Annotated in this window: 19 protein-coding genes; 14 read left to right on the forward strand and 5 right to left on the reverse strand. The window is 39.6% G+C overall.

Annotation, left to right across the window (positions count from 1 at the left end; genetic code table 11):
* Window positions 1-8 precede the first annotated feature (8 nt).
* Window positions 9-677, forward strand: a complete 669-nt coding sequence (gene rpiA, locus MKZ18_RS05290) for a ribose-5-phosphate isomerase RpiA (protein WP_076512543.1) — start codon at window positions 9-11, stop codon at window positions 675-677.
* A gap of 32 nt (window positions 678-709) precedes the next feature.
* Here the strand turns inward: rpiA and MKZ18_RS05295 are convergent, their stop codons facing one another.
* Complete coding sequence (locus MKZ18_RS05295; protein WP_025909270.1) at window positions 710-1,303, reverse strand: YdbC family protein; 594 nt, start codon at window positions 1,301-1,303, stop codon at window positions 710-712.
* A gap of 139 nt (window positions 1,304-1,442) precedes the next feature.
* Here MKZ18_RS05295 and MKZ18_RS05300 point away from each other — a divergent pair, with 139 nt between their 5' ends.
* The gene (locus tag MKZ18_RS05300) at window positions 1,443-3,329 is read left to right on the forward strand and encodes a hypothetical protein (protein WP_340842877.1); all 1,887 of its coding nucleotides are present in this window, start codon (window positions 1,443-1,445) and stop codon (window positions 3,327-3,329) included.
* Window positions 3,330-3,430: 101 nt separating this feature from the next.
* Window positions 3,431-4,333, forward strand: a complete 903-nt coding sequence (locus tag MKZ18_RS05305) for an NAD(P)/FAD-dependent oxidoreductase (protein WP_340842876.1) — start codon at window positions 3,431-3,433, stop codon at window positions 4,331-4,333.
* A gap of 30 nt (window positions 4,334-4,363) precedes the next feature.
* On the opposite strand, the gene MKZ18_RS05310 is transcribed toward MKZ18_RS05305, so the two are convergent.
* The 3 genes from MKZ18_RS05310 to MKZ18_RS05320 all read right to left on the reverse strand — a co-directional run bounded on the left by MKZ18_RS05310 (window position 4,364) and on the right by MKZ18_RS05320 (window position 7,620).
* A complete protein-coding gene (locus MKZ18_RS05310) occupies window positions 4,364-4,552 on the reverse strand; it encodes a hypothetical protein (RefSeq protein ID WP_025909267.1) in 189 nt (62 codons plus the stop codon).
* 313 nt (window positions 4,553-4,865) lie between these two features.
* Window positions 4,866-6,119 carry a L,D-transpeptidase family protein gene (locus tag MKZ18_RS05315; RefSeq protein ID WP_076512540.1) on the reverse strand — a complete coding sequence of 418 codons (1,254 nt, stop codon included), beginning with the start codon at window positions 6,117-6,119 and terminating at the stop codon, window positions 4,866-4,868.
* 790 nt (window positions 6,120-6,909) lie between these two features.
* On the reverse strand, window positions 6,910-7,620 hold the full coding sequence (locus MKZ18_RS05320) for a M50 family metallopeptidase (protein ID WP_025909265.1): 711 nt from the start codon (window positions 7,618-7,620) through the stop codon (window positions 6,910-6,912).
* A gap of 192 nt (window positions 7,621-7,812) precedes the next feature.
* On the opposite strand from MKZ18_RS05320, the gene MKZ18_RS05325 reads away from it, so the two are divergent.
* From MKZ18_RS05325 to MKZ18_RS05365, 9 genes are all read left to right on the forward strand, one after another.
* Window positions 7,813-8,994, forward strand: a complete 1,182-nt coding sequence (locus MKZ18_RS05325) for an amidase (RefSeq protein ID WP_144593640.1) — start codon at window positions 7,813-7,815, stop codon at window positions 8,992-8,994.
* 171 nt (window positions 8,995-9,165) lie between these two features.
* Window positions 9,166-9,936: an EAL domain-containing protein gene (locus MKZ18_RS05330; protein ID WP_318757662.1), complete on the forward strand. Its 771-nt coding sequence runs from the start codon at window positions 9,166-9,168 to the stop codon at window positions 9,934-9,936.
* A gap of 97 nt (window positions 9,937-10,033) precedes the next feature.
* On the forward strand, window positions 10,034-10,357 hold the full coding sequence (locus MKZ18_RS05335; RefSeq protein WP_340842875.1) for a hypothetical protein: 324 nt from the start codon (window positions 10,034-10,036) through the stop codon (window positions 10,355-10,357).
* 215 nt (window positions 10,358-10,572) lie between these two features.
* Window positions 10,573-12,081, forward strand: a complete 1,509-nt coding sequence (locus tag MKZ18_RS05340) for a sugar ABC transporter ATP-binding protein (RefSeq protein ID WP_035320431.1) — start codon at window positions 10,573-10,575, stop codon at window positions 12,079-12,081.
* Between the two features lie 5 nt (window positions 12,082-12,086).
* Window positions 12,087-13,082 carry an ABC transporter permease gene (locus MKZ18_RS05345; protein WP_061785308.1) on the forward strand — a complete coding sequence of 332 codons (996 nt, stop codon included), beginning with the start codon at window positions 12,087-12,089 and terminating at the stop codon, window positions 13,080-13,082.
* Window positions 13,083-13,128: 46 nt separating this feature from the next.
* On the forward strand, window positions 13,129-14,088 hold the full coding sequence (locus MKZ18_RS05350) for a sugar ABC transporter substrate-binding protein (protein ID WP_340842874.1): 960 nt from the start codon (window positions 13,129-13,131) through the stop codon (window positions 14,086-14,088).
* A gap of 144 nt (window positions 14,089-14,232) precedes the next feature.
* Window positions 14,233-15,237, forward strand: coding sequence for a LacI family DNA-binding transcriptional regulator (locus tag MKZ18_RS05355; protein WP_025909258.1), 1,005 nt, complete (start codon window positions 14,233-14,235; stop codon window positions 15,235-15,237).
* Between the two features lie 15 nt (window positions 15,238-15,252).
* Window positions 15,253-15,789: a Gfo/Idh/MocA family oxidoreductase gene (locus tag MKZ18_RS05360; RefSeq protein ID WP_341344505.1), complete on the forward strand. Its 537-nt coding sequence runs from the start codon at window positions 15,253-15,255 to the stop codon at window positions 15,787-15,789.
* 2 nt (window positions 15,790-15,791) lie between these two features.
* Window positions 15,792-16,292, forward strand: coding sequence for a Gfo/Idh/MocA family oxidoreductase (locus MKZ18_RS05365; protein ID WP_341344506.1), 501 nt, complete (start codon window positions 15,792-15,794; stop codon window positions 16,290-16,292).
* Window positions 16,293-16,342: 50 nt separating this feature from the next.
* On the opposite strand, the gene MKZ18_RS05370 is transcribed toward MKZ18_RS05365, so the two are convergent.
* Window positions 16,343-17,617, reverse strand: a complete 1,275-nt coding sequence (locus tag MKZ18_RS05370; protein ID WP_163070746.1) for an MFS transporter — start codon at window positions 17,615-17,617, stop codon at window positions 16,343-16,345.
* Window positions 17,618-17,956: 339 nt separating this feature from the next.
* Between MKZ18_RS05370 and iolG the strand changes: the two genes are divergently transcribed.
* A complete protein-coding gene (iolG, locus tag MKZ18_RS05375) occupies window positions 17,957-18,982 on the forward strand; it encodes an inositol 2-dehydrogenase (protein ID WP_025909255.1) in 1,026 nt (341 codons plus the stop codon).
* A gap of 66 nt (window positions 18,983-19,048) precedes the next feature.
* Window positions 19,049-20,059 (forward strand): 5-dehydro-2-deoxygluconokinase, encoded by a 1,011-nt coding sequence (gene iolC / locus MKZ18_RS05380; RefSeq protein ID WP_025909254.1) that lies wholly within the window; start codon window positions 19,049-19,051, stop codon window positions 20,057-20,059.
* The last annotated feature ends 20 nt before the right edge of the window (window positions 20,060-20,079 follow it).

A 20,079-nucleotide genomic window follows, 5' to 3' on the forward strand; every position in this document is an offset into this window, starting at 1 on the left:
ATACGCTTATGGTTGAAAAACAAGCGGTCGGTGAAAAAGCTGCTGAGTTTGTAAAAGACGACATGATTGTTGGTCTAGGAACAGGCTCAACCGTTTATTACACAATTTTAAAGCTTGGTGAACGAGTAAAAAACGGCCTTCGCATACAAGGAGTACCCACTTCGAAAGAAACAGAAAAGCTTGCCCGCCAAATCGGTATTCCTCTCGTGACGCTGGCAGACGTTAACAAGCTAGACCTTGCCATTGACGGAGCAGACGAAGTGGACAATCAATTTGCACTCATAAAAGGTGGAGGTGGGGCACTTCTACGTGAAAAGATAATCGCCAAAGCATCTGAACAGTTCATTGTCGTTGCGGACTCAACGAAACTAGTTCAAACGCTTGGTGCGTTTCCTTTACCGGTAGAAGTAGTTCGTTTTGGATGGGAAATGACGGCTAAACATATGAGAGACCTTGGGTGTGTACCACGGCTCAGATTGTTAGAAGACCATACGCCTTTTATTACGGATAATGGAAACTATATAATGGACTGTCACTTTCAAGAAATTAAACGACCTCATGAGCTAGAAGTAGCCCTTAATATGATACCAGGAGTAGTTGAAAATGGTTTGTTTAATCATATGACAAGTCGAGTCATTACAATCCGTAATCAGCAAGTCCATATGATAACACCATAAAAAGCTATGGCAGATGCCATAGCTTTTAGTTTTTAACGAGATAGAACGTTCCAATTCTGTTCTAATTTGTATATGTACTGGCGAGCTTGCAAAACGTTAGGATGGACAAGCGTATCAACTGTTTTCGTTGGACACGCTGCGCTGTAAAGCGTAAAAATAGTTATGTCATTATGTTTTAGCGGAGCAACGATATGAGATAAGCACCTGTATGAAGGATTTACTAAGCTTTGCACTAACATTTCTACATCTTTTTGATCATAAAAGTCCACTTCAATTTCCGTCTTCATTAAATAGCGTGTTTCCATCGCGCTGCTTCGATAATAATTGTAGCGACCGCCGATAAACTGTGAAGGGTTTGAAATGGATACATCAAGCGCCGTATAGGTTTGATCTTGGTTGCTGCTGTAGAAAATAGAGTCGTGCGTATATTTCATAAACTCTTGGTAAGAGTCTTCATCTTTCCATAATGCAATAATGCACGTATCTGTTTCATCTTCAACATTCCATCCCCCTAGCTGTCCAATAAAACCATCGACATGGGCAAGCGCTGCCCAATGCTGTTGAGCATAGGAAAATGACCCCTTTTTATCCATCGGTATGCTGCCTTTTATAATTTTTGTTAACATGCTCTCATCACCTCTTTAACAAAGGTTCGCTCTTTGTTAGAAAAATCCTTCCTTTATTCGGAAAATTACAGACATACATACTTCTATCGTCCCATACATTTCAACTATAAGGTCTTTCGATAGAAAGTGGGGAGATAGAATGAAGTTTTTTCGAGCAAAAGCATTCCCATCCGTTAGTCGAAAAGGATGGTGTGTACTATTTCAACATCCGTTTCAGACAGATAAAAACGGACAGAAATATCCGATTGTCAAGCGTTATCTATGTGATGAACAAGAAGAAGTAGATGTGCTTGTTGAAGAGCTGAATGAACTGTTACGTATAGAAGAGTATTGGACAAGCACTGTAAAAGGACGAGCGAAAGCACGCTACGACCAGCGCGTGGTGAACGCATTTTATGATGAAGTGGACGAGCCAGATACTCCAACAGTGAACAAAAGTCCGGATGCTTATAAGATTTCACTAATCGGAGAAGCGCAAAGTGGGAAAACATCCATCGTTCGTGCTGTTTTTGGTATTCACCCTGCGCGCGAAAAGTTTCCAATTCGTTTCCGAAAAGCAAATTACGATGCGGTGTATGAGATGACGCATAGTGCTGCCTATGAAGCAAGGGTGTCGTTCCGATCACGCCAAGAAGTATATGAAAACCTTGAAAAATCTTTAATTGAAAGTGCTTTGGTTTATGCAAACGGAGGCACGGACTACGACCTTGCATTTGCACTTGTGCACGGAAACCCCGAGCTACACTTTGAAGCTTTATTTGGAGAGGTTCCGTATGGTCCTCGCTATTTTACAGAACAAGCTTCCACTGCCAAAAGCACAAAGCGAGTTTTTCAGTATGTTGAATCCATTAAAAGTATCGCAAGTGCGGTTTTAGAAGAAATCAAGGAAGTAACAGAGGATTTTGAACAGCTGTTTTTACAAAAAGCAGAGTGCCGGCAGCTAATTGAAACGCTTTTAACATGTATTGAAAGATCATTTAAAGAAAAGTGTGATTTTACTTGGTCATATGGAATTGATGACTGGCCTCAATTTGCATTCATTTCAACGGAAAGTCGGGCTCATTACTTTACGGCCTTACATCGCTTAACGACGGAAGCGGAAAAAGCAGATGGAGCGAGCTGCTATCCTCTTATTACGTCTATCCATGCCACTATTCCTTCAGTAAAAGAACAGCTTATTGTCATCCAAGATAGTAGAAGAGGAACCAGTCTTTATGATCAAGTGAAAGAAGCGGATCATATTATATATACTCACGATGCTTCACGTGAAATAAAGATTGATACGTTAAAACGGCTAATTTCATATGGATATGGATATAAGCTACAGCTGATTTTTACTCATGCAGAACGTTTGCAAGGTGAAAGATACGCTGAAGAACGAGCGAAAAAGCACCGTTTATCTGCAGCAATCCAAGGATGTATTCAGCGAGAAGAACAAGTAGTTGCTACTCAACTTTCTTATTACCTCACGGCTGCCGATGTAGATTTGGTTTCCAATCTAAATCGAAGCGATGAAGATGATCATAAGTTGTCCGAAATGGTTTATGTAAATCAAGCTCGGACCGCACAAACACAAGTTGGTGCAGAGCTTAATCCTATTTATCTTAGTATATTAGCTCCTCCAATCATAACGCAGGCCATTAACCATTTGCATTCAAGTCTTCCTGACGATAGCGATAAGACATTTCATGCGGAGCTGACCAGCCAACTAGCGACCGCGCTTTATTACGGATTTGTCACCCAGCCTTCAGGATGGTCGACTTCTTATCATTCAGCCACCGATCGTCAGCGGACGTTCCAAGCCGTAGCGACTTCTCTTTTCTCAGCGGTTCAAGCGTACGTCTCAGATGAGGTAACGAGTAAAGACATGAAGGAGTGGATAGCGGTTCAACGTACAAAAGGTGAAGAATGGGGTTACTATGTAAAAAGGTTTCTTCAAACAAAAATGAACAAAGAGTTTGAGCGAGGCTTATATTATGTGGTAAAGCACGCGGTAGAAAGTCATGGGGGGATTTTTATTCATTAAAAGCAGCGAATCGACGCTGCTTTTTTTTCGTGGGTTCATAATTTCAGTCGTAAAAGTGCATATTACTACTGGTAAAAAACTTTTAAGGTGGGCGAATAGCATTGGAGAACTATTATGATTGCATTATTATTGGAGGCGGAATTGCTGGTCTCCAAGCAGCGATTCAGCTTGGCAGGTACTGTCATCAAACCTTAGTGATTGATTCCAATGACGGTCGTTCAAATTTATGTAACAGATATCATAATTTATTAGGATGGCCAGAAGGTGTAAGTGGAGAAGAATTAAGGTTGAGTGGGAAGAAGCAAGCTATGCGTTATGACGTGCAGTTTGTAGCAGACTACGTGATATCAGCAGCTAAGCAAGACCAAGGTATCATTTTAAACACAAAATCTGGTGAATGCTATCAATGTAAAACAGTTTTGTTAGCCACGGGTATTAAAGATCACTTGCCAAGCTTTCCAGAGCTGATTGGTTGTCTTGGCATTAGCGTTTATATTTGTCCAGACTGCGATGGCTATGAAGTAAAAGACAGTCGAGTAATTGTAATTGGTAGAGGAGAAGCGGGAGCCAACCTTGCCTGTACATTAACTCATTGGACAAAGGATGTTGTTTATGTTGATGAAGAAATGAAGGTCTTGCCTACTAAGACAAAGCGAAAACTTCAGGAGCAAGAGTTAACGTATAAAAACGAACAAATTGAAAAAGTGTTCGTTGAAGAAAAAAGTCAGTTTAAAGGCATAGAATTACAAAGCGGAGAAGTGGTTTATGCCAATCATTGTTTTTTAGCATTAGGTGGCAACAAAGTGCAAAGTCATTTAGCAGAACAGCTAGGTGTTTATACGACAGAGAATAACCATGTATTAACGAATCATCGAACGAAAGAAACGAACGTAGAAAACGTGTGGGCGGCTGGAGATTTAGTTGCTCATTCAGAACAAGCAGCAGTAGCTATGGGAGAAGGGGTTCAAGCAGCCATTTGGATTCATAAGCGTTTGCTAGTATAAAAATAACAACCTTCTTTTTCAAGGAGGTTGTTATTGGCTTGTATAGATATGGTGCTTGAATAGATTAACCGCACCAATAATCGTTCCAAATGGACTAAAGATAAGCAGTGTCCAACCGGTTAAGGGAGACACATAAATTTGCGTTAAAATAAGCGGGATGCTCAGAGAGATAATGACAAGCATCGTGTTAAAACCTAAGCTTTTTCGTAAATTCTCCATTGTTCTTCTCCTTTTTGAAAGTTCGCCAGCGTTCGGTGCAGACATTTGAAGAAATTGTGAAAATAAAGCTTTAGAAAAAAAGACTTAACCATAAACAGTTTCGACTTGTTTCGTGAATCTAGGTGTCTTTTGTCACAATTGAAAAAAGAGTATGTCAAGACTTTGCAGGCGATAAACAACACCTTCGTTATGTGGAATGAGTAGCACTTGTAAACTTCCATATTCACTTGTATTATGCTAGTTACAGTAAAGGTTTATACATAGAGAACACGAAAAAGCAGAGCCTTTAAAGACTCTGCTTTGATTAATCGTATTATTTAGAAGAAAGAGCTTTATATGTGTTTGGACCAACAATTCCATCAGCAGCTAAGCCGTTTGCGCTTTGAAACTTTCGAACAGCAGCGCTGGTATTAGAACCAAACATACCATCCACACCTTGAGTGTTAAAGCCAAGAGAAGTAAGCTTTTGTTGAAGTGCTTTAACTGCATCTCCTTTGCTACCAAGCTTCAAAGTTGGCCCTGACGTTAAACTAGGGCCTTTGCTGGGTGAAGAAGGCTTGCTAGCTGTTGTTCCGTTTAACGCTTTTTGCGTAGCAGCATCAACGACTCCAGTGACAGATAGTCCGCGAGCTTTTTGAAACTGACGCAAAGCAGCATCCGTATTATTTCCAAATACGCCGTCAATTCCTTTTGTGCTAAACCCAAGAGAGGTAAGCTTTTGTTGAAGAGCACGCACTTCGTTACCACGGCTTCCTTTCTTTAAACCAGTGCTTGTTGCTGGTGGTTTGACGCCTGGTTTTGCTCCGTTTAGCGCTTTTTGGGTAGCTGAGTCAACCACTCCGTTAACAGATAAGCCGCGATCTTTTTGGAATCTTCTTAAAGCCGTGTCTGTATTGTTTCCAAAGATTCCATCCACGCCTTTTGTATCATAACCAAGAGAAGTGAGCTTTTGCTGAAGCGTGCGCACTTCATTGCCACGGCTTCCTTTTTTAAGACCGCTAACAGCCGGCTGGGAAGGCTGACTGCTGCCAGATACTTTGTATCCATTAGCTGCCGCAATTGCGTCAAATGATTTTGATGAATTCGTAATGACGACTGGAGTTCCCACTGTTACTTGACTGAATAACCATTCCACTTCGTTATCGTACATACGAACGCATCCGCTGCTTATGTACTTTCCGATGGAACTAGGATTGTTGTTACCGTGAATAGCATACGTTGTACCATTTGTACCACGAGCGTTAATTCCCAACCAGCGATTTCCTAATGGATTTCGTGGATCTCCTCCCGGTATTTTGCCCGTATAATAAGGACGATTTACAATCTTATTAACAATGCGGAACTTACCTTCTGGTGTAAGTGAATTCGTTCGTCCAGTTGCAACTGAAAACGTACGAACGAGCTTGTTGTTCTTGTAATAAGCTAATTGATTGTTTGCTTTGTTGATGACGATGAAATGAGTTGTACCGCCTGCAGCTTCTGTTTTATTTACGCTGAAGAAGAGAGTTCCCACTACTAAAATTACCGCTAAAACTAAGACACTTACCTTTGTTTTTTTCTTTGCCAACGGACCATCCCCCTTTTATTTTTTGGCCGTTTACACGTTTTGAATTACAAGTAATTCAAAAAAAGATAGCGCTTGCTTTTTTCGATATCTAGGTGATATGTTGCGTAAAAATAGTGCGAGAATGAACGTAAGTGTATAAAGTGAGGAGTATAGGGTGCGAATGTTTACAAATCACGTTCACTCCATTTCTAGGAGTAGAGTGGACTAAGGTATTTGTGTAAGTAATCACGTCCCTTCATAAAAAACTCTAAACTATAATAGTTTTTAATAACTATTATTATACCAGATATAGACAAAATAGGAGGAAGTATCTATCTCTAATTCTCTGTATGAACCCACTATTTTCGACATCTTTCTCTTGGGGTTATGTCAAAATAACTAGATTTTTAACGTCGGTTTTTGATAAGCGTTCGACAGGGGAAGTTGACAGAAAGTCTAAAAAGAAAAGAGGAAGGTGCTTTTTTTCTTTTTATCAATGTTAAAAGAGGGTGCGACATAACAAAACAAATTTTCAAAACGACGAACAATCCCTTTTTTCACTTCTTTACGTTGTCAGAACACGTTTCATTGCGCTACGGCCACTCTCTTTCCGCGGAGAGGAACCTGAGCTTCCTCGCTGTGGGATCTCAGTTTTCCCTCTCTTTCCCGCAGGAGTCGAGTGTCCTACGTTCCATTCTACTCTGTTTATGAAATCGTTTTCGCAATCAGCAAAAAACCTGAACCATTAAAAGTGAGGAACTCTCAATTGTTCAGGTTTATCATGAGCTGAATTACTTATGCCCCAGCCTTTCTAGTGTAGTAGTGTAATACTTAAATAAGCGATGTATAAAGCTTGAGCGAAAAACAAAAGTCCCCAAATGCGACTTGAAATCATCGTAAGCTCTTTTAAGCTGGTTGCATCACCGGCATGATAAGGTTGCTTGACGCTTAATACAAAAATAACAGCTGCTGATAAAACAGACTCAACCAACAAAATGGCTCCAACAAACATCATACTATACATAACGAGAGCGGGGGAATTTAGGTAGTAAATCCCTCCTAAAATAACAAGAATGGACGCAAGCCAAAGTACTCCGTAGCGATTTCTTACTAAGAAAAGAAGATTGAATAATAAAATGCCCCCTAATCCATAAAACAGTAAGTCGTAGCGATGTTGTATAAGCAGATAAAAGAATAAATACGTCATGGCCGAACTAAAAGGATAACCGGCTAGTGCAATAATAACGCGAGGAAGCCAGCCGCGAGCACCAGCATAGGTCGACGTAATGGCTACTCCTTCTGTGTTTGTGTATAGCTCGATTCGCTTTACACCTTTTCCGAAAATCAGCCCCATAAGGGCATGACCATCCTCGTGCAAAAGCGTATTTAAATTAGAAAAATAGCGCCCTATGTGTGTGAGACCTTGGTTAAGGCCGTGCATTTGCCGGCCTGCTAACGGAATGCCTCTTGTTAAAATAATGGCAAGAACGATAAACGCATACAAAATGGTGTGTTGTGACATAGTATTCTATTCCTTTGCGTATAAAATCAAAAGCTACTATTACTTTACCTTGTTTAAAACAGAAAGAGCAATTTTTAATCGTTATCCTTACAGTGTTTTAACATTTGTCAGAAGTTATTACACATTCGTTGACCAATCATCCTTCTAGTTATTACGCTTAAAAGAGACATAAGTGAAAAGGGAGCGGTGAGGATGAACGATAAATGGAATGCATTTCTTAATAAAGAAATAATCGCAGAGCCAACGAATCACGGAGTGTTAAGTGGAAAAACATTTGCTTTAAAAGATGTATTTGATGTAAAAGGACATACGGCTAGTGCGGGAAACCCTTACTGGCTACATACCCATGAACAAGCGAGTGATCATGCTGAAGCTGTTAAAAGTTTGTTAGCTTCAGGTGCTAAGCTGACGGGCGTAACGCATACAGATGAGCTAATGTATGGATTAAATGGTGAAAACTTTCATTATGGAACGCCACTTCATCCAATTAATCACAACCGAATTCCAGGAGGTTCATCAAGCGGCTCAGCGGTGGCAGTAGCTGCTGGGCTCGTCGATTTTGCAATTGGAACGGACACAGGGGGATCGATACGAATTCCAGCTAGCTATTGCGGGGTTTATGGATTTAGACCGACGCACGGTAGCTTATCGGTTAAAGGATTAATACCGTTAGCACCCAGTTTTGATACGGTAGGGTTTATGGCAAAAGATATAAACACGATGCTTGATGTTGCATCCGTGTTGTTTGCGTCTCAAGCTACAGCACCTTCTTTTGAGAACGTCGTTGGAGTAAACAATTTGTTTGAACTAACGGATGAGGAAGCTTGTAAGAAAGTAGAAGTTCTATTAGAAGATCACGCTGTTAGCTACAAGAATTTACAGCTTTCTTACAAGCTAAGTGAATGTATGGAAGCATTTCGCACGCTGCAGGGAATTGAAATTTGGCGTGCTCACGGAGAATGGATTAAACGATATAACCCGACATTTGGTCCTGATGTAGCCGAACGTTTTGAATGGGCCAGCACATTAAAAGAAGAAGATATGTCAGATGCTAAACAAATTCGTGACACGATTACTAAAGAGCTTACTCATCTTTTAGATGGTCAAACAATCTTAGTGCTACCAACAGCTCCTGGAGTAGCCCCTCTGAAGAATGCCGTTGGTCCAGAACTTCAAAATCGAAGGTTGTATACGCTGCAGATGACGTGCTTAGCTGGTTTAGCCGGGTTACCACAGCTTACGATTCCAGCTGGTTATGTTAATCAACTCCCTGTTGGTTTATCCGTTATTGCAGGAAGAAATCAAGATCAGCAATTAGTGAAATGGGTGCAAGCATGGATGGGAAGTAAAGAAAGAGTCTCCTTGAAAGAGTAAAATATAAAAATGATAAAAAAACGCTCATTACCAAAAAATGGGTGTTTTTTGTGTTAAAATAATCAAGTGCTTTGCCGATTTATAAGATAATAGCTAATTAAACAGTTAACTAACATATAGGATAGAAAATGTACGAAACGCAATAATTATGCAGAGAACTGAGGGGGCAATATGGAAGATTATTTTTCAAAACAATTTGACAAAGAACAATTTACGTTTGTTTATCAACCAATTTATAGTGTGAATAGATGGAGTAAAGTAGGGTTTGAAGCACTGTTAAGATTACATTATTCTCATGCACCCATTATGGATGTATTTTTACAGGCGCACGAAGAAAAAAAGCTGACTCAGCTTGACATGATGGCGATTGAAGGAGCCATTGATTGTTTTCCATTTGAAATTTTACAAGGTGAAAAGCTGTTTGTGAATATTTTTCCATCCACTTTAATAGATAAACAGTTTCACTTTTTTATTCAGCACTTATTAGTTATGTATCCAAGCATCTTCAAGCGCGTGGTATTCGAACTGAATGAAAGTCCATTTGAGCACAGTGTCTGGTCATCTCCACTGTTTAAAGAAGGGCTGAACTATTTGCGTCAATGTGGGTTTCAAATCGCTATAGACGATGTAGGAACAGGGATGGGGAGTCTTCAGCACGTTGTGGAGCATCGGCCAGACATTATTAAGCTAGATCGCTATTTTTCAAGGGGTTTAGCTGATTCAAAAGAAAAGCAAGAAATGGTGAAATGCTTATCACAATATAATGAAGGAAACACCACGCTCATTTTAGAAGGAATTGAGTGTGAAAAGGATTTGGCTATTGCACTTGCGCTAGATATTAAGGTAGTACAAGGCTATTTACTAGATCGTCCTGCGGCAATCGATACATTTTTAAAGACTCATCAGCTTAGGCAATCGCTGAGCTTTGGGGGTATTCGTTGAGGAATATGAGCTTTATTAAGTGGCTTGGTAGCTGTTGAAGGGACAAAACCTTGCCATAGTAAATAGAAAGAGGACTTACAAAAGTGAGGCGAGGGAGATGGGCAGTTTTTTCAAGCGAACGGAAGTGGAAAAGAAAGAATCTGCAACAACAGCTTGGACAGTAAAAGCAGGAAGCAGCCAAAAAGAAATGGAAGTGGAGAATGACACGAGACTATTTACGGTTATGACCATTGTAAAAACAATTGTCGATGTAATTAAGAGAATACCTCAATATAAAAAAGAGCAGATTGACGAGAAACCTGTAAGGTTCTCGTCAATCTGGAAAAGCCACATGAAAAAATTTCATGTGGCTTTTTTATATCTTTTCTTTCACAAACTATTATTTTATACAATGAATAGCCTTTTTGTTTTCGATAGATAAGCAAGAGGAATGTTTTAATACATAACTCCTTGGATAGTATGTGAAAAAATAATTAATATCTTAGAATATAGATTTGATTAGGAGAGAGCATGCCTATAATTATAAAAAGATAAAATTTTCTGAAAAAAGTTGTTGCCAATCTCTACAAAACTATTTATAATTCAAATCAATTAGGAAAGCGCTTTCTTTACTTAGGAGATGAAAGGGGTCTTTACATGATAGGTGACAATCAAGCGTTGCTTATAATGAAAGGGATTAAAAAGAGTTTTTCCAACAACCATGTTTTAAAGGGCATTGATTTAAATGTTAAAGCTGGAGAAGTACATGTTCTGTTAGGAGAAAATGGAGCTGGAAAATCAACTCTCATTAAAATTTTAACAGGGGCTTATGAAAAGGATGAAGGTGAGATTTACTGGGAAGGAAAGCATGTGCAGATTAATAATCCTGTGGATTCTATGAAGCTTGGCATCGCAACAATTTATCAAGAACTCAACGTTATTCCACAGCTGAAAGTCTATGAAAACATCTTCCTTGGAAGGGAATTAAAGCAACGTGGAAAGGCTTCTTTTTTAAACCATAAACAAATGAGAGAAGAAGCAAAGCGCTACTTGACCATGTTAGGACAAAGCCCAGATCTTGCTGATAAGCAGCTCAGTGAATTAGGGATTGGTCAGCAACAATTAGTGGAAATTGCTAAAGCGCTTACCTTAGATGCGAAGTTAATCATTATGGATGAGCCAACTGCCAGCCTAAGTTCTACAGAAGTTGAACAGCTATATTCAACAGTAGAAGGCCTTACGAAAAAAGGTATTGCAATTGTTTTTATCTCTCATCGGTTGGATGAGATTAAGCGGATGGGTGATCGAATAACCATTTTACGAGATGGCTTTCAAATTGATACGCTACCAGTTCGCACAACAACAACGGACAAGTGGATTGAGCTTATGGTTGGAAGAACGTTAGATGAAAAATATCCAAAGCAGTCGTTTGTACTTGGAGATGAAGGGTTTCGCATCAAAGATTTCCATGTCAAAGGCTTTAAAGAAAAGCTGAACTTTACCCTGAGATACGGCGAGATTGTCGGTATTTCCGGATTGGTTGGAGCAGGAAGAACAGAGTTAGCTAGAGCGATTTTTGGAGCTGACCAAAAAGAAAGCGGAAGCGTATATATCGATAAGAAAGAAGTTCATATTAAATCACCTAAAGACGCCATCAATGCAGGTATTGCATTCATTACTGAAGATCGAAAGAATGAGGGCCTCCTGTTGGATCAACCTCTAGATTTTAACATCTCCTTAGCTAATACAAAAATGTTTAAACAAAAAAATAATCTTATCAATTTAAACACCATTAAGAAAACAGCAGACAACTATATTAAAGAACTGCGGGTACGTCCTGATAATATTGAGCTTCATGCTCGTAAGCTAAGCGGTGGTAATCAGCAAAAAGTAGTTATTGCCAAATGGCTTTGTACACAAGCAAAGGTGTTCATTTTTGATGAGCCGACTCGAGGAATTGATGTAGGTGCCAAAGTCGAGGTATATCGTTTAATGAATCAGCTTGTAGAGAATGGTGCGATTGTTCTTATGATTTCATCTGATTTACCAGAAATTCTTGGTATGTGTGATCGCGTACTCGTAATGAATGAAGGTAAATTTACGGCTGATTTAGAAATTCAAGAAGCAAATCAAGAAATAATTATGAAAGCAGCGACAGGAGGCTGAACGTAATGAGTGAAGTTATTATTCAAAAAAAGCCAGCGCCCAGCGAAAAGAAGTCATTTAAGCATTTTTTAGGTAAGTTTGGTGCCTTAATCGGTCTTATTATATTAAGCGGTATTCTTACACTGCTATCTGACAAATTCCTTACTGTAAATAATATTATGAATATCGCTCGTCAGTCTTCTATCAATGCTTTATTAGCACTGGGAATGCTTTTACCTATTTTAACAGCAGGTATTGATTTATCTGTTGGGTCAATATTAGCTGTTTCAATTATGGTCATGGGTATTGTCTCTGTTACGATGGGATTCAATCCAATTCTAGGTATTCTTGTTTGCTTATTAGTTGGTATATTCTTTGGATGGTTAAACGGAATTTTACTTACAAAACTTCGCTTGCCTCATCCATTTATCTCAACGCTTGGCACCATGAACATTGCTCGTGGTATTGCGTTAATCATTACCGCTGCAGCACCTATTGCAGGCTTTCCTTTTATGATTCAATTTTTAGGTGGAGAATTTATTGGCCCAATTCCAATCAGCTTTTTACTTGTCATTGTGATGTACATTATTTTTCACATCTTTTTAACAAGAACACAAACAGGCCGATACATTTATGCAATTGGGGGCAATAAAGAAGCAGCCCACTTATCAGGGATTAATGTAGATCGCGTTCTCATTATTGTTTATACAATCAGCGGCTTTATGGCAGCGCTGGCTGGACTTGTTATGGTTGGACGCGTCAATTCTGCGTTCCCGCTCGCCGGTTTATCTTACGAGTTAGATGCAATTGCAGCCGTTATTATCGGAGGTGCAAGCTTCTTTGGAGGCGTAGGTACTGTATGGGGAACGCTAATTGGAGCCATGATCATTGCTGTGTTAAGAAATGGCCTGAACTTACTCAATGTTTCAGCTGATTTTCAAATGGCAGTTATTGGAGTCGTCATTATCGCAGCCGTATATGTGGACGTACTTAGACAGAGAAAAAGCAAAAAGGGTTCATAAAAAAATTAAGCGTTTACATTTTTGGTTATCTATTCTAAAGGGGGAAATGATGATGAAAAAAGGGTTAAAAAAGTTAGGGATGTTAACAATTGCAGCCGGGTTACTAGTTACAGCAGGGTGCAGCAGTGATAAAGCGTCTGGAGGAGGAGAAGAAAGCGTAACGGTCGTTTTAAAAACGCTGAGTAGTCCATATTGGAAGTACGTTGAAGCGGGAGCGAAAGAAGCGGGAAAAGATCTAGGCGTGGATGTAAATATTGTTGGGCCAGCATCTGAATCTCAAGTTATTGAACAGGTAAATATGATTGAAGATTCCATCAATCAGATGCCGGGAGCAATTGTAGTGTCACCATCTCAGCCTTCAACGGTTGTACCTGTCTTAAAGCAAGCAACTCAAGGTGATTTACCGGTACTATTAATTGATACAGATGCTGATTTTGATGAAAAAACAGCGTTTATTGGAACAGATAACTATACGGCTGGTCAAGAAGGAGGAAAACTTCTTGCATCTATGCTAGAAAAAGGAGATAGCGTTGCTTTAATTGCGGGAGCACTTGGGAACTCAGCAATGGATGCTCGTATTAAAGGAGCGAAAGAAGAACTTGAAAAGGCAGGCATGAAGATTGTTGCTGAACAGCCAGCTGATAGTGATAAAACAAAAGCGATGTCTGTTATGGAAAACATTATGCAAAAAAACAAAGATGTAAAAGGTGTATTTTCTGCAAATGATGATATGGCACTCGGGGCTTTACGTGCTCTTGAAGGTAAAGGGGATATTCCTGTAATTGGTACAGATGGAACCGTTGAAGCTGTTGAATCAATCATTGCTGGTAAAATGGCCGGTACGATTGCACAAAGTCCATATGATATGGGATATCAAGGTGTAGAAAATGCGCTGAAAACAATTAAGGGTGAAAAAATTGAAAAACGTATTGATAGTGGGATCGATATTATCACAAAAGAAAACGCTCAGGAAAAGCTAGAGTTCTTACAAAGTATTTCAAAATAATAGCAGTATTAAGCTCTTGATGTGCGATAGAAACTCTTAATCAGGCGTGTTAAGAATCCATGTAGAAAGCGCCTTGTAAAGGATATGAACAACTCATTCGTGATAAGATAATTAAAAGAGAAGATTAAGAGGAGAAGAGCTAGAATGAAAACAACAATTTATGATGTAGCAAAAAAAGCTGGAGTTTCTATCGCCACTGTATCAAAAGTTATTAACGAAACAGGTCGTATCGGTGAAAAAACGCGAAAAAAAGTTCACAAGGTGATGGAAGAGCTCGATTATCAGCCAAGTAGCGTAGCGGCAGCTTTAACTGGAAAGAAAACGTATACAATCGGCGTGCTGGTACCCGATATTTCAAACCCATTTTTTGCAGAGGTAGCGCGTGCTTTTGAAAATAGCGCGCGATCTGCAGGGTATACGCTGTTTCTTTGCAGTACTGATAATCAGCCAGAACGTGAAAATGAATATGTAGAGCTCTTGTTGAAAAAGCAGGTAGATGGCATTGTAGTTGCCACTGAGCTAAATAATTTTAAGCTAGTAAATAAAATTGTAAGCAGAGAACTACCGCTTGTTCTGTTTTCTGTGGATCATCCATCAGTCTCTACTCATGTGGTTACCACAGATGATGTAAGAGGTGGCTATTTAGCGGGGGACCACTTAACAAGTAAAGGGCACCGTCAAATAGCTATTATTATGGAACAAGATCGTAGCAGTAGTAAAGCACGTCTAAATGGGTTTACACAGGCATTAAACGAAGAGCAGGTTTTTTTAAAAGACGGTGATGTAATTAGCTGTCGTTCAGTTATTGAAGATGCCAAAAGAGCGGCGCGTGAACTCTTATCAGGTCCTAAAAAACCTACTGCTGTCTTTGCCTGTACGGACTTAATTGCCGTAGCAGTTATGAATGAGGCTCGAAAACAGGGGTTAGCTATTCCTGGTGATTTATCAGTTATTGGATTTGACAATACGATCTATGCTGAAATGGCTGATCCGGGATTAACAACCATTGAGCAACCGATTACGCAAATGGCTGAATATACGTTTGCGCAGCTCTTAAAGACAATTAACGGAAGTGAGTCGATTAAACAAAGGGTTATGCTAACTCCTGAGCTTGTCGAGCGGGGGTCTGTTAAAAACATACTGGAGTAAAAGGGGAGAGGTTCTGTGAACAAAGTAAAGGTAGGAATTGTAGGGTTAGGCAGGCTTGGAATTCAGCATGCTGAGAATTTAGCTTTTCGCATTCCAAACTGTGAATTAAAAGCAATTTGTGGTTTAAATAAGGAACAGTTAGCCGAACTAAGTGATAAGTGGAACATTCCATATACGTATACATCCTATGAAGAAATGCTACAGAACAGTGAGCTTGATGCCATTTTTATTGCTTCACCTTCTAACTTCCACTGTGATCAAATTCAGCAAGCATTAGAAGCGGGATATCACGTATTTAGTGAAAAGCCATTAGGCCTTTACCTAGAAGAGGTGGAAAAGATTGAGACAATTATTAATCGCCACCAAGACAAAGTATTTATGCTTGGGTTCATGAGAAGGTATGATGATTCATATGCATATGCCAAAAAGCAAATTGAACAAGGTGCAATAGGTGAACCTGTGATGGTTCGTTGCTACGGATTTGATCCTACGGAAGGTTTGGAATCATTTTTAAAGTTTGCTCAAAAAACTATAGCGGGGGCATATTCTTAGATATGGCTGTGCATGATTTTGACCTTGCCAGATGGTATCTTGGAGCTGAAGCGGAGCAAGTGTGGGCAATCGGTGGAGCCTATTCAGTCCCAGCATTCACGGAGTTAAATGATGCAGAAACAGGAGCTGCTCTTGTAAAGTTTTCAAATGGTACGATGGGTCTTTTTGCAGCAGGGAGAAATAGCCGTCACGGATATCATATTGAAACAGAGATTATCGGTACAAAAGGAAGTCTGCGAATTGGTACTGTTCCTGAAAAGAATGCAGTAACCATTTTCAACGACGCGGGTGCTCTGAAAGAGTGCGTATCTAATTTTAATGAACGATTCGCACAGGCATATTTGTCAGAGGTTGAAGAATTTATTCATTGTATTCAAACTGGTAGCAAGCCAGCTATCACTGCTAAAGATGGCGTGCAGGCTTCACTATTAGGATATGCTTGTAAAGAATCATTTGAAACGGGTGAGCTGGTTCACGTTAAAGCTTACTCTAGTACAAAGTAACAATAAGACGCCTCACATCGTGTGAGGCGTTCTCTGCATATTTTATTCAGTTAAACAGACAGTTTTTGCTGTTGGTCTGTGGATTGATAACTCGTGGTTTGCTCAGGTAACGCTAAAAATCTCGTTAAGAAAGCGCCTACAAAATAAAGGATAGCAAAGATCCACATTAAGCCACCGACACCGACAGGACCGATAAATAGTGCGACAATAGCTGGACCAACAAATGCTGCAAGACCAGATCCAAGATTTAAAACGGACATTGCAGCTCCTTTATTATCAGGAGCAAGAGATGGGACAAGAGCAGTTAACGGCACGTACCCAGCTAAAGTAGCTCCATAGAAGCAAGCAACTAGCATCAGTGCCCAGTAATTATGGCCAAAAATCTGGGGCGTATAGTAAAGCGCCAACGTAGCTAGTCCGCATCCAACACCGCCGAACCACGTCACGGTGTTAACCCAGCCGAATTTATCGCCAACAACACCAAAGATGAGGTTAAACACAATGTTCACAAAAAATAAGGTGCCCCATATTTGGAGCCATTCTGTAATGGTAAAGTTAAAGCCAACCATATAAGTTGGTAAAAAGACTACGAAGCCAAATTTTGCAGCGGAATTAATAATTTTTACTACGCCACCGATGGCTACTTTCGGCTTCTCAGCCATGATAGTTAAACCTTTTAGCAACTCTTTAGATTTGTTATCGCTTACAATTTTGCCGTTAAATCGATCCTTGTTAATGACGATAGATAAAATAGCACCAATTGCTACGAACACTAAAGCAGTCCATAGCGTCGCAATTTCCCCAATTCGGCTTACCATTACGCTGGAGTATAAAGCGCCGATAACGCTAAGACCAAGCTCAAAGACAAACCAAAACCAGCCAACAGCTCTAGCTAATGATTGCTGAGGGGTATTGTAAGAAACCCAAACTAAAAATGAATAAGCAAAAAGTGGATAGCCTAATCCGCGAAGTCCATAAGATAAGAGAATTAAAGGATAATTCAAGCTTGGAATAGCTATGCCAATAAAAACAATAGAACCGATAATAAATGAAACAACGCCAATAACCATTGTCTTTCTCGGCCCCCACATTTGAACAAGAACACCAGAAAACCATGCGCTAATGGCAACGGTAATACCGTAAAGCGAGAATAAAAAACCAGCTTGTTCCATTGATAAACCACGTTCTACTAGGTAAGGTGATAGCCAACCGTGCTCAAGGCCATCCCCAATCATAAATACAACGATACCTATGTACCCCCAAAATAGATTAGAAGGAATGCCAATCTTGTCGATCCATGAGTTCTTCGTTCCAAGCATATTCATTTGTCCCATCCACCACTTTCAAAGTTTTTAAAAGGAAAGCGCTTAACTTCATTCATAATAGAAGTATACGGTTACATTTCTGAAAAGTCAATTAAATTTATGGGATTTTTAGACTCTTTAAAACCCTGTTTATTGTTGGCGAAGGAAGAATAAATGTCTATATAATAAGGTTAGATAAAGAGAATTCAATTTTTCTTTAAAATAAATTATGTAAAAATTAAAAAAATATTGAGGTTTTATAGAATGTGTGTATAATAGAAATTAAGAAAGCGCTTAACTTAATTGCAAATTAAGCAATGCGTACTAGAATCAACAGTATGGATGGGAGGATTTAAAACAATGAGTAATGTTTTAACGGTTGGGGTAATAGGAGCAGGAAGAATTGGAAAGCTTCATGTTGACAATCTAAAGTTAATTCCACAAATTAAAATTAAAGCGGTTTCAGACGTGGTGGTAGATCATCTGCATGACTGGGCTACAACAAACGAAATTGATGTGTTAACAACAAACTATAGCGACCTCTTAAATGATGGTGAAATTGATGCAGTGTTTATTTGTTCACCAACCAATACGCACGCAGCTATTATTAAAGAAGCTGCTCAAGCTAAAAAACATATTTTTTGTGAAAAGCCGGTCAGCTTCTCTGTTGAAGAAACACATGATGCGTTAAAAGCGGTAGAAGCAGCTGGAGTGAAGCTTCAAGTAGGGTTTAATCGCCGCTTTGATCCAAACTTTAAAAAGGTACGAGAACTTGTACAAACGAACGAAATTGGTCAGCCTCACGTCTTAAAGATAACGTCTCGTGATCCACAGCCTCCAAGCATCGATTATGTGAGAGCATCTGGCGGCTTATTTATGGATATGATGATTCATGATTTTGATATGGCTCGCTACATAATGGATAGCGAAGTCGTTGAGGTTTCAGCTCAGGGAACGGTACTAGTGGATCCGGCAATCGGAGAAGCAGGAGACATTGACACGGCGATTGTAACGCTAAAGTTTGAAAACGGAGCGCTTGGTGTCATTGATAACAGCCGACAAGCGGTATACGGCTATGATCAACGCCTCGAAGTTTTTGGAAATAAAGGTGTAGCGACAGCTGATAACTGCATTCCAACAACGGTTCAGGTATCAACAAGTGAACATGTGGTAAAAGAAAAACCATTATACTTCTTCTTAGAGCGCTATACGCAAGCTTATGTTGAAGAAGTAAAAGAATTCGCGACAGCGTGCTTAACAGACCAACCTGTAACTTGCAGCGGAAATGATGGGTTTCAAGCAGAACGAATTGCGAAAGCAGCAAAAGAATCACTGTTATCAGGAAGACCTGTACGTCTAGAAGAATCATACGTAACTAATGGATGAATTACGTTTTATCATGCAAAATGAGTAAGCGCTTAACTCGATTGATAAAAAGCAGGAGGATAGATAATGAACAAACTACAATTTAAGCAAGACCGTCCCCTTGATTTTATTGCCCTAGGACGATTGTGTATCGATTTAAATGCCAATGAAACGCAGCGTCCGATGGAAGAAACAAAGACGTTTACGAAATACGTTGGAGGCTCTCCAGCGAACATTGCAATTGGTGTATCTCGCCTTGGTTTGAACACAGGATTCATCGGTAAAGTTTCCGATGATCAAATGGGGCGTTTTATTACATCTTATCTCACAGAAACCAATATCGATACGGATCATGTTGCAATTGATCGCACAGGTGCGGTAACAGGATTAGCTTTTACAGAAATTAAAAGCCCGACGGATTGTAGCATATTGATGTATCGTGACAATGTTGCAGATTTAAAGCTTGATGTCCACAACGTATCAGAAGGCTATATCAAGCAATCAAAAGCACTTTTAATTTCTGGTACAGCACTCGCACAAAGTCCATCTCGTGAAGCTGTTTTTTTAGCGTTAGAATATGCACGAAAACATGAAGTAGTAGTGTTTTTTGATATCGATTATCGTCCGTATACGTGGGCTTCAGAAGAAGAAACGTCAACTTACTATAATTTGGCCGCAGAGAAATGCGATGTGATTATCGGTACGCGTGAAGAATTTGACATGATGGAAAAGCTATTAAACTTAGAAGCTTCTAGTGATGAGGTAACGGCAAATAGATGGTTTTCTTATAATGCCAAAATCGTGATTATCAAGCACGGTGGTGAAGGATCAATCGCCTATACGAAAGATGGCAACTCCTATCGCGGCGGCATTTTTAAAACAAAGGTACTGAAAACTTTTGGTGCTGGCGATTCATATGCATCAGCTTTTATTTACGGCGTGATGACCGGGATGAGTGTAAAAGAAGCCATGAGGTTTGGAAGTGCATCAGCCTCGATTGTTATCTCACGTCATAGCTGTTCTGATGCGATGCCAACCGTTGCCGAAATTAAAGAGTTTATGAGCTCAGCAGAAGAAATTTTACAGGAAACTTATTAATAACAAAGGGGAGATTTCAC

Source organism: Priestia sp. FSL W8-0001, from assembly GCF_038050335.1.
GTDB classification, from domain to species: Bacteria; Bacillota; Bacilli; order Bacillales; family Bacillaceae_H; genus Priestia; species Priestia flexa.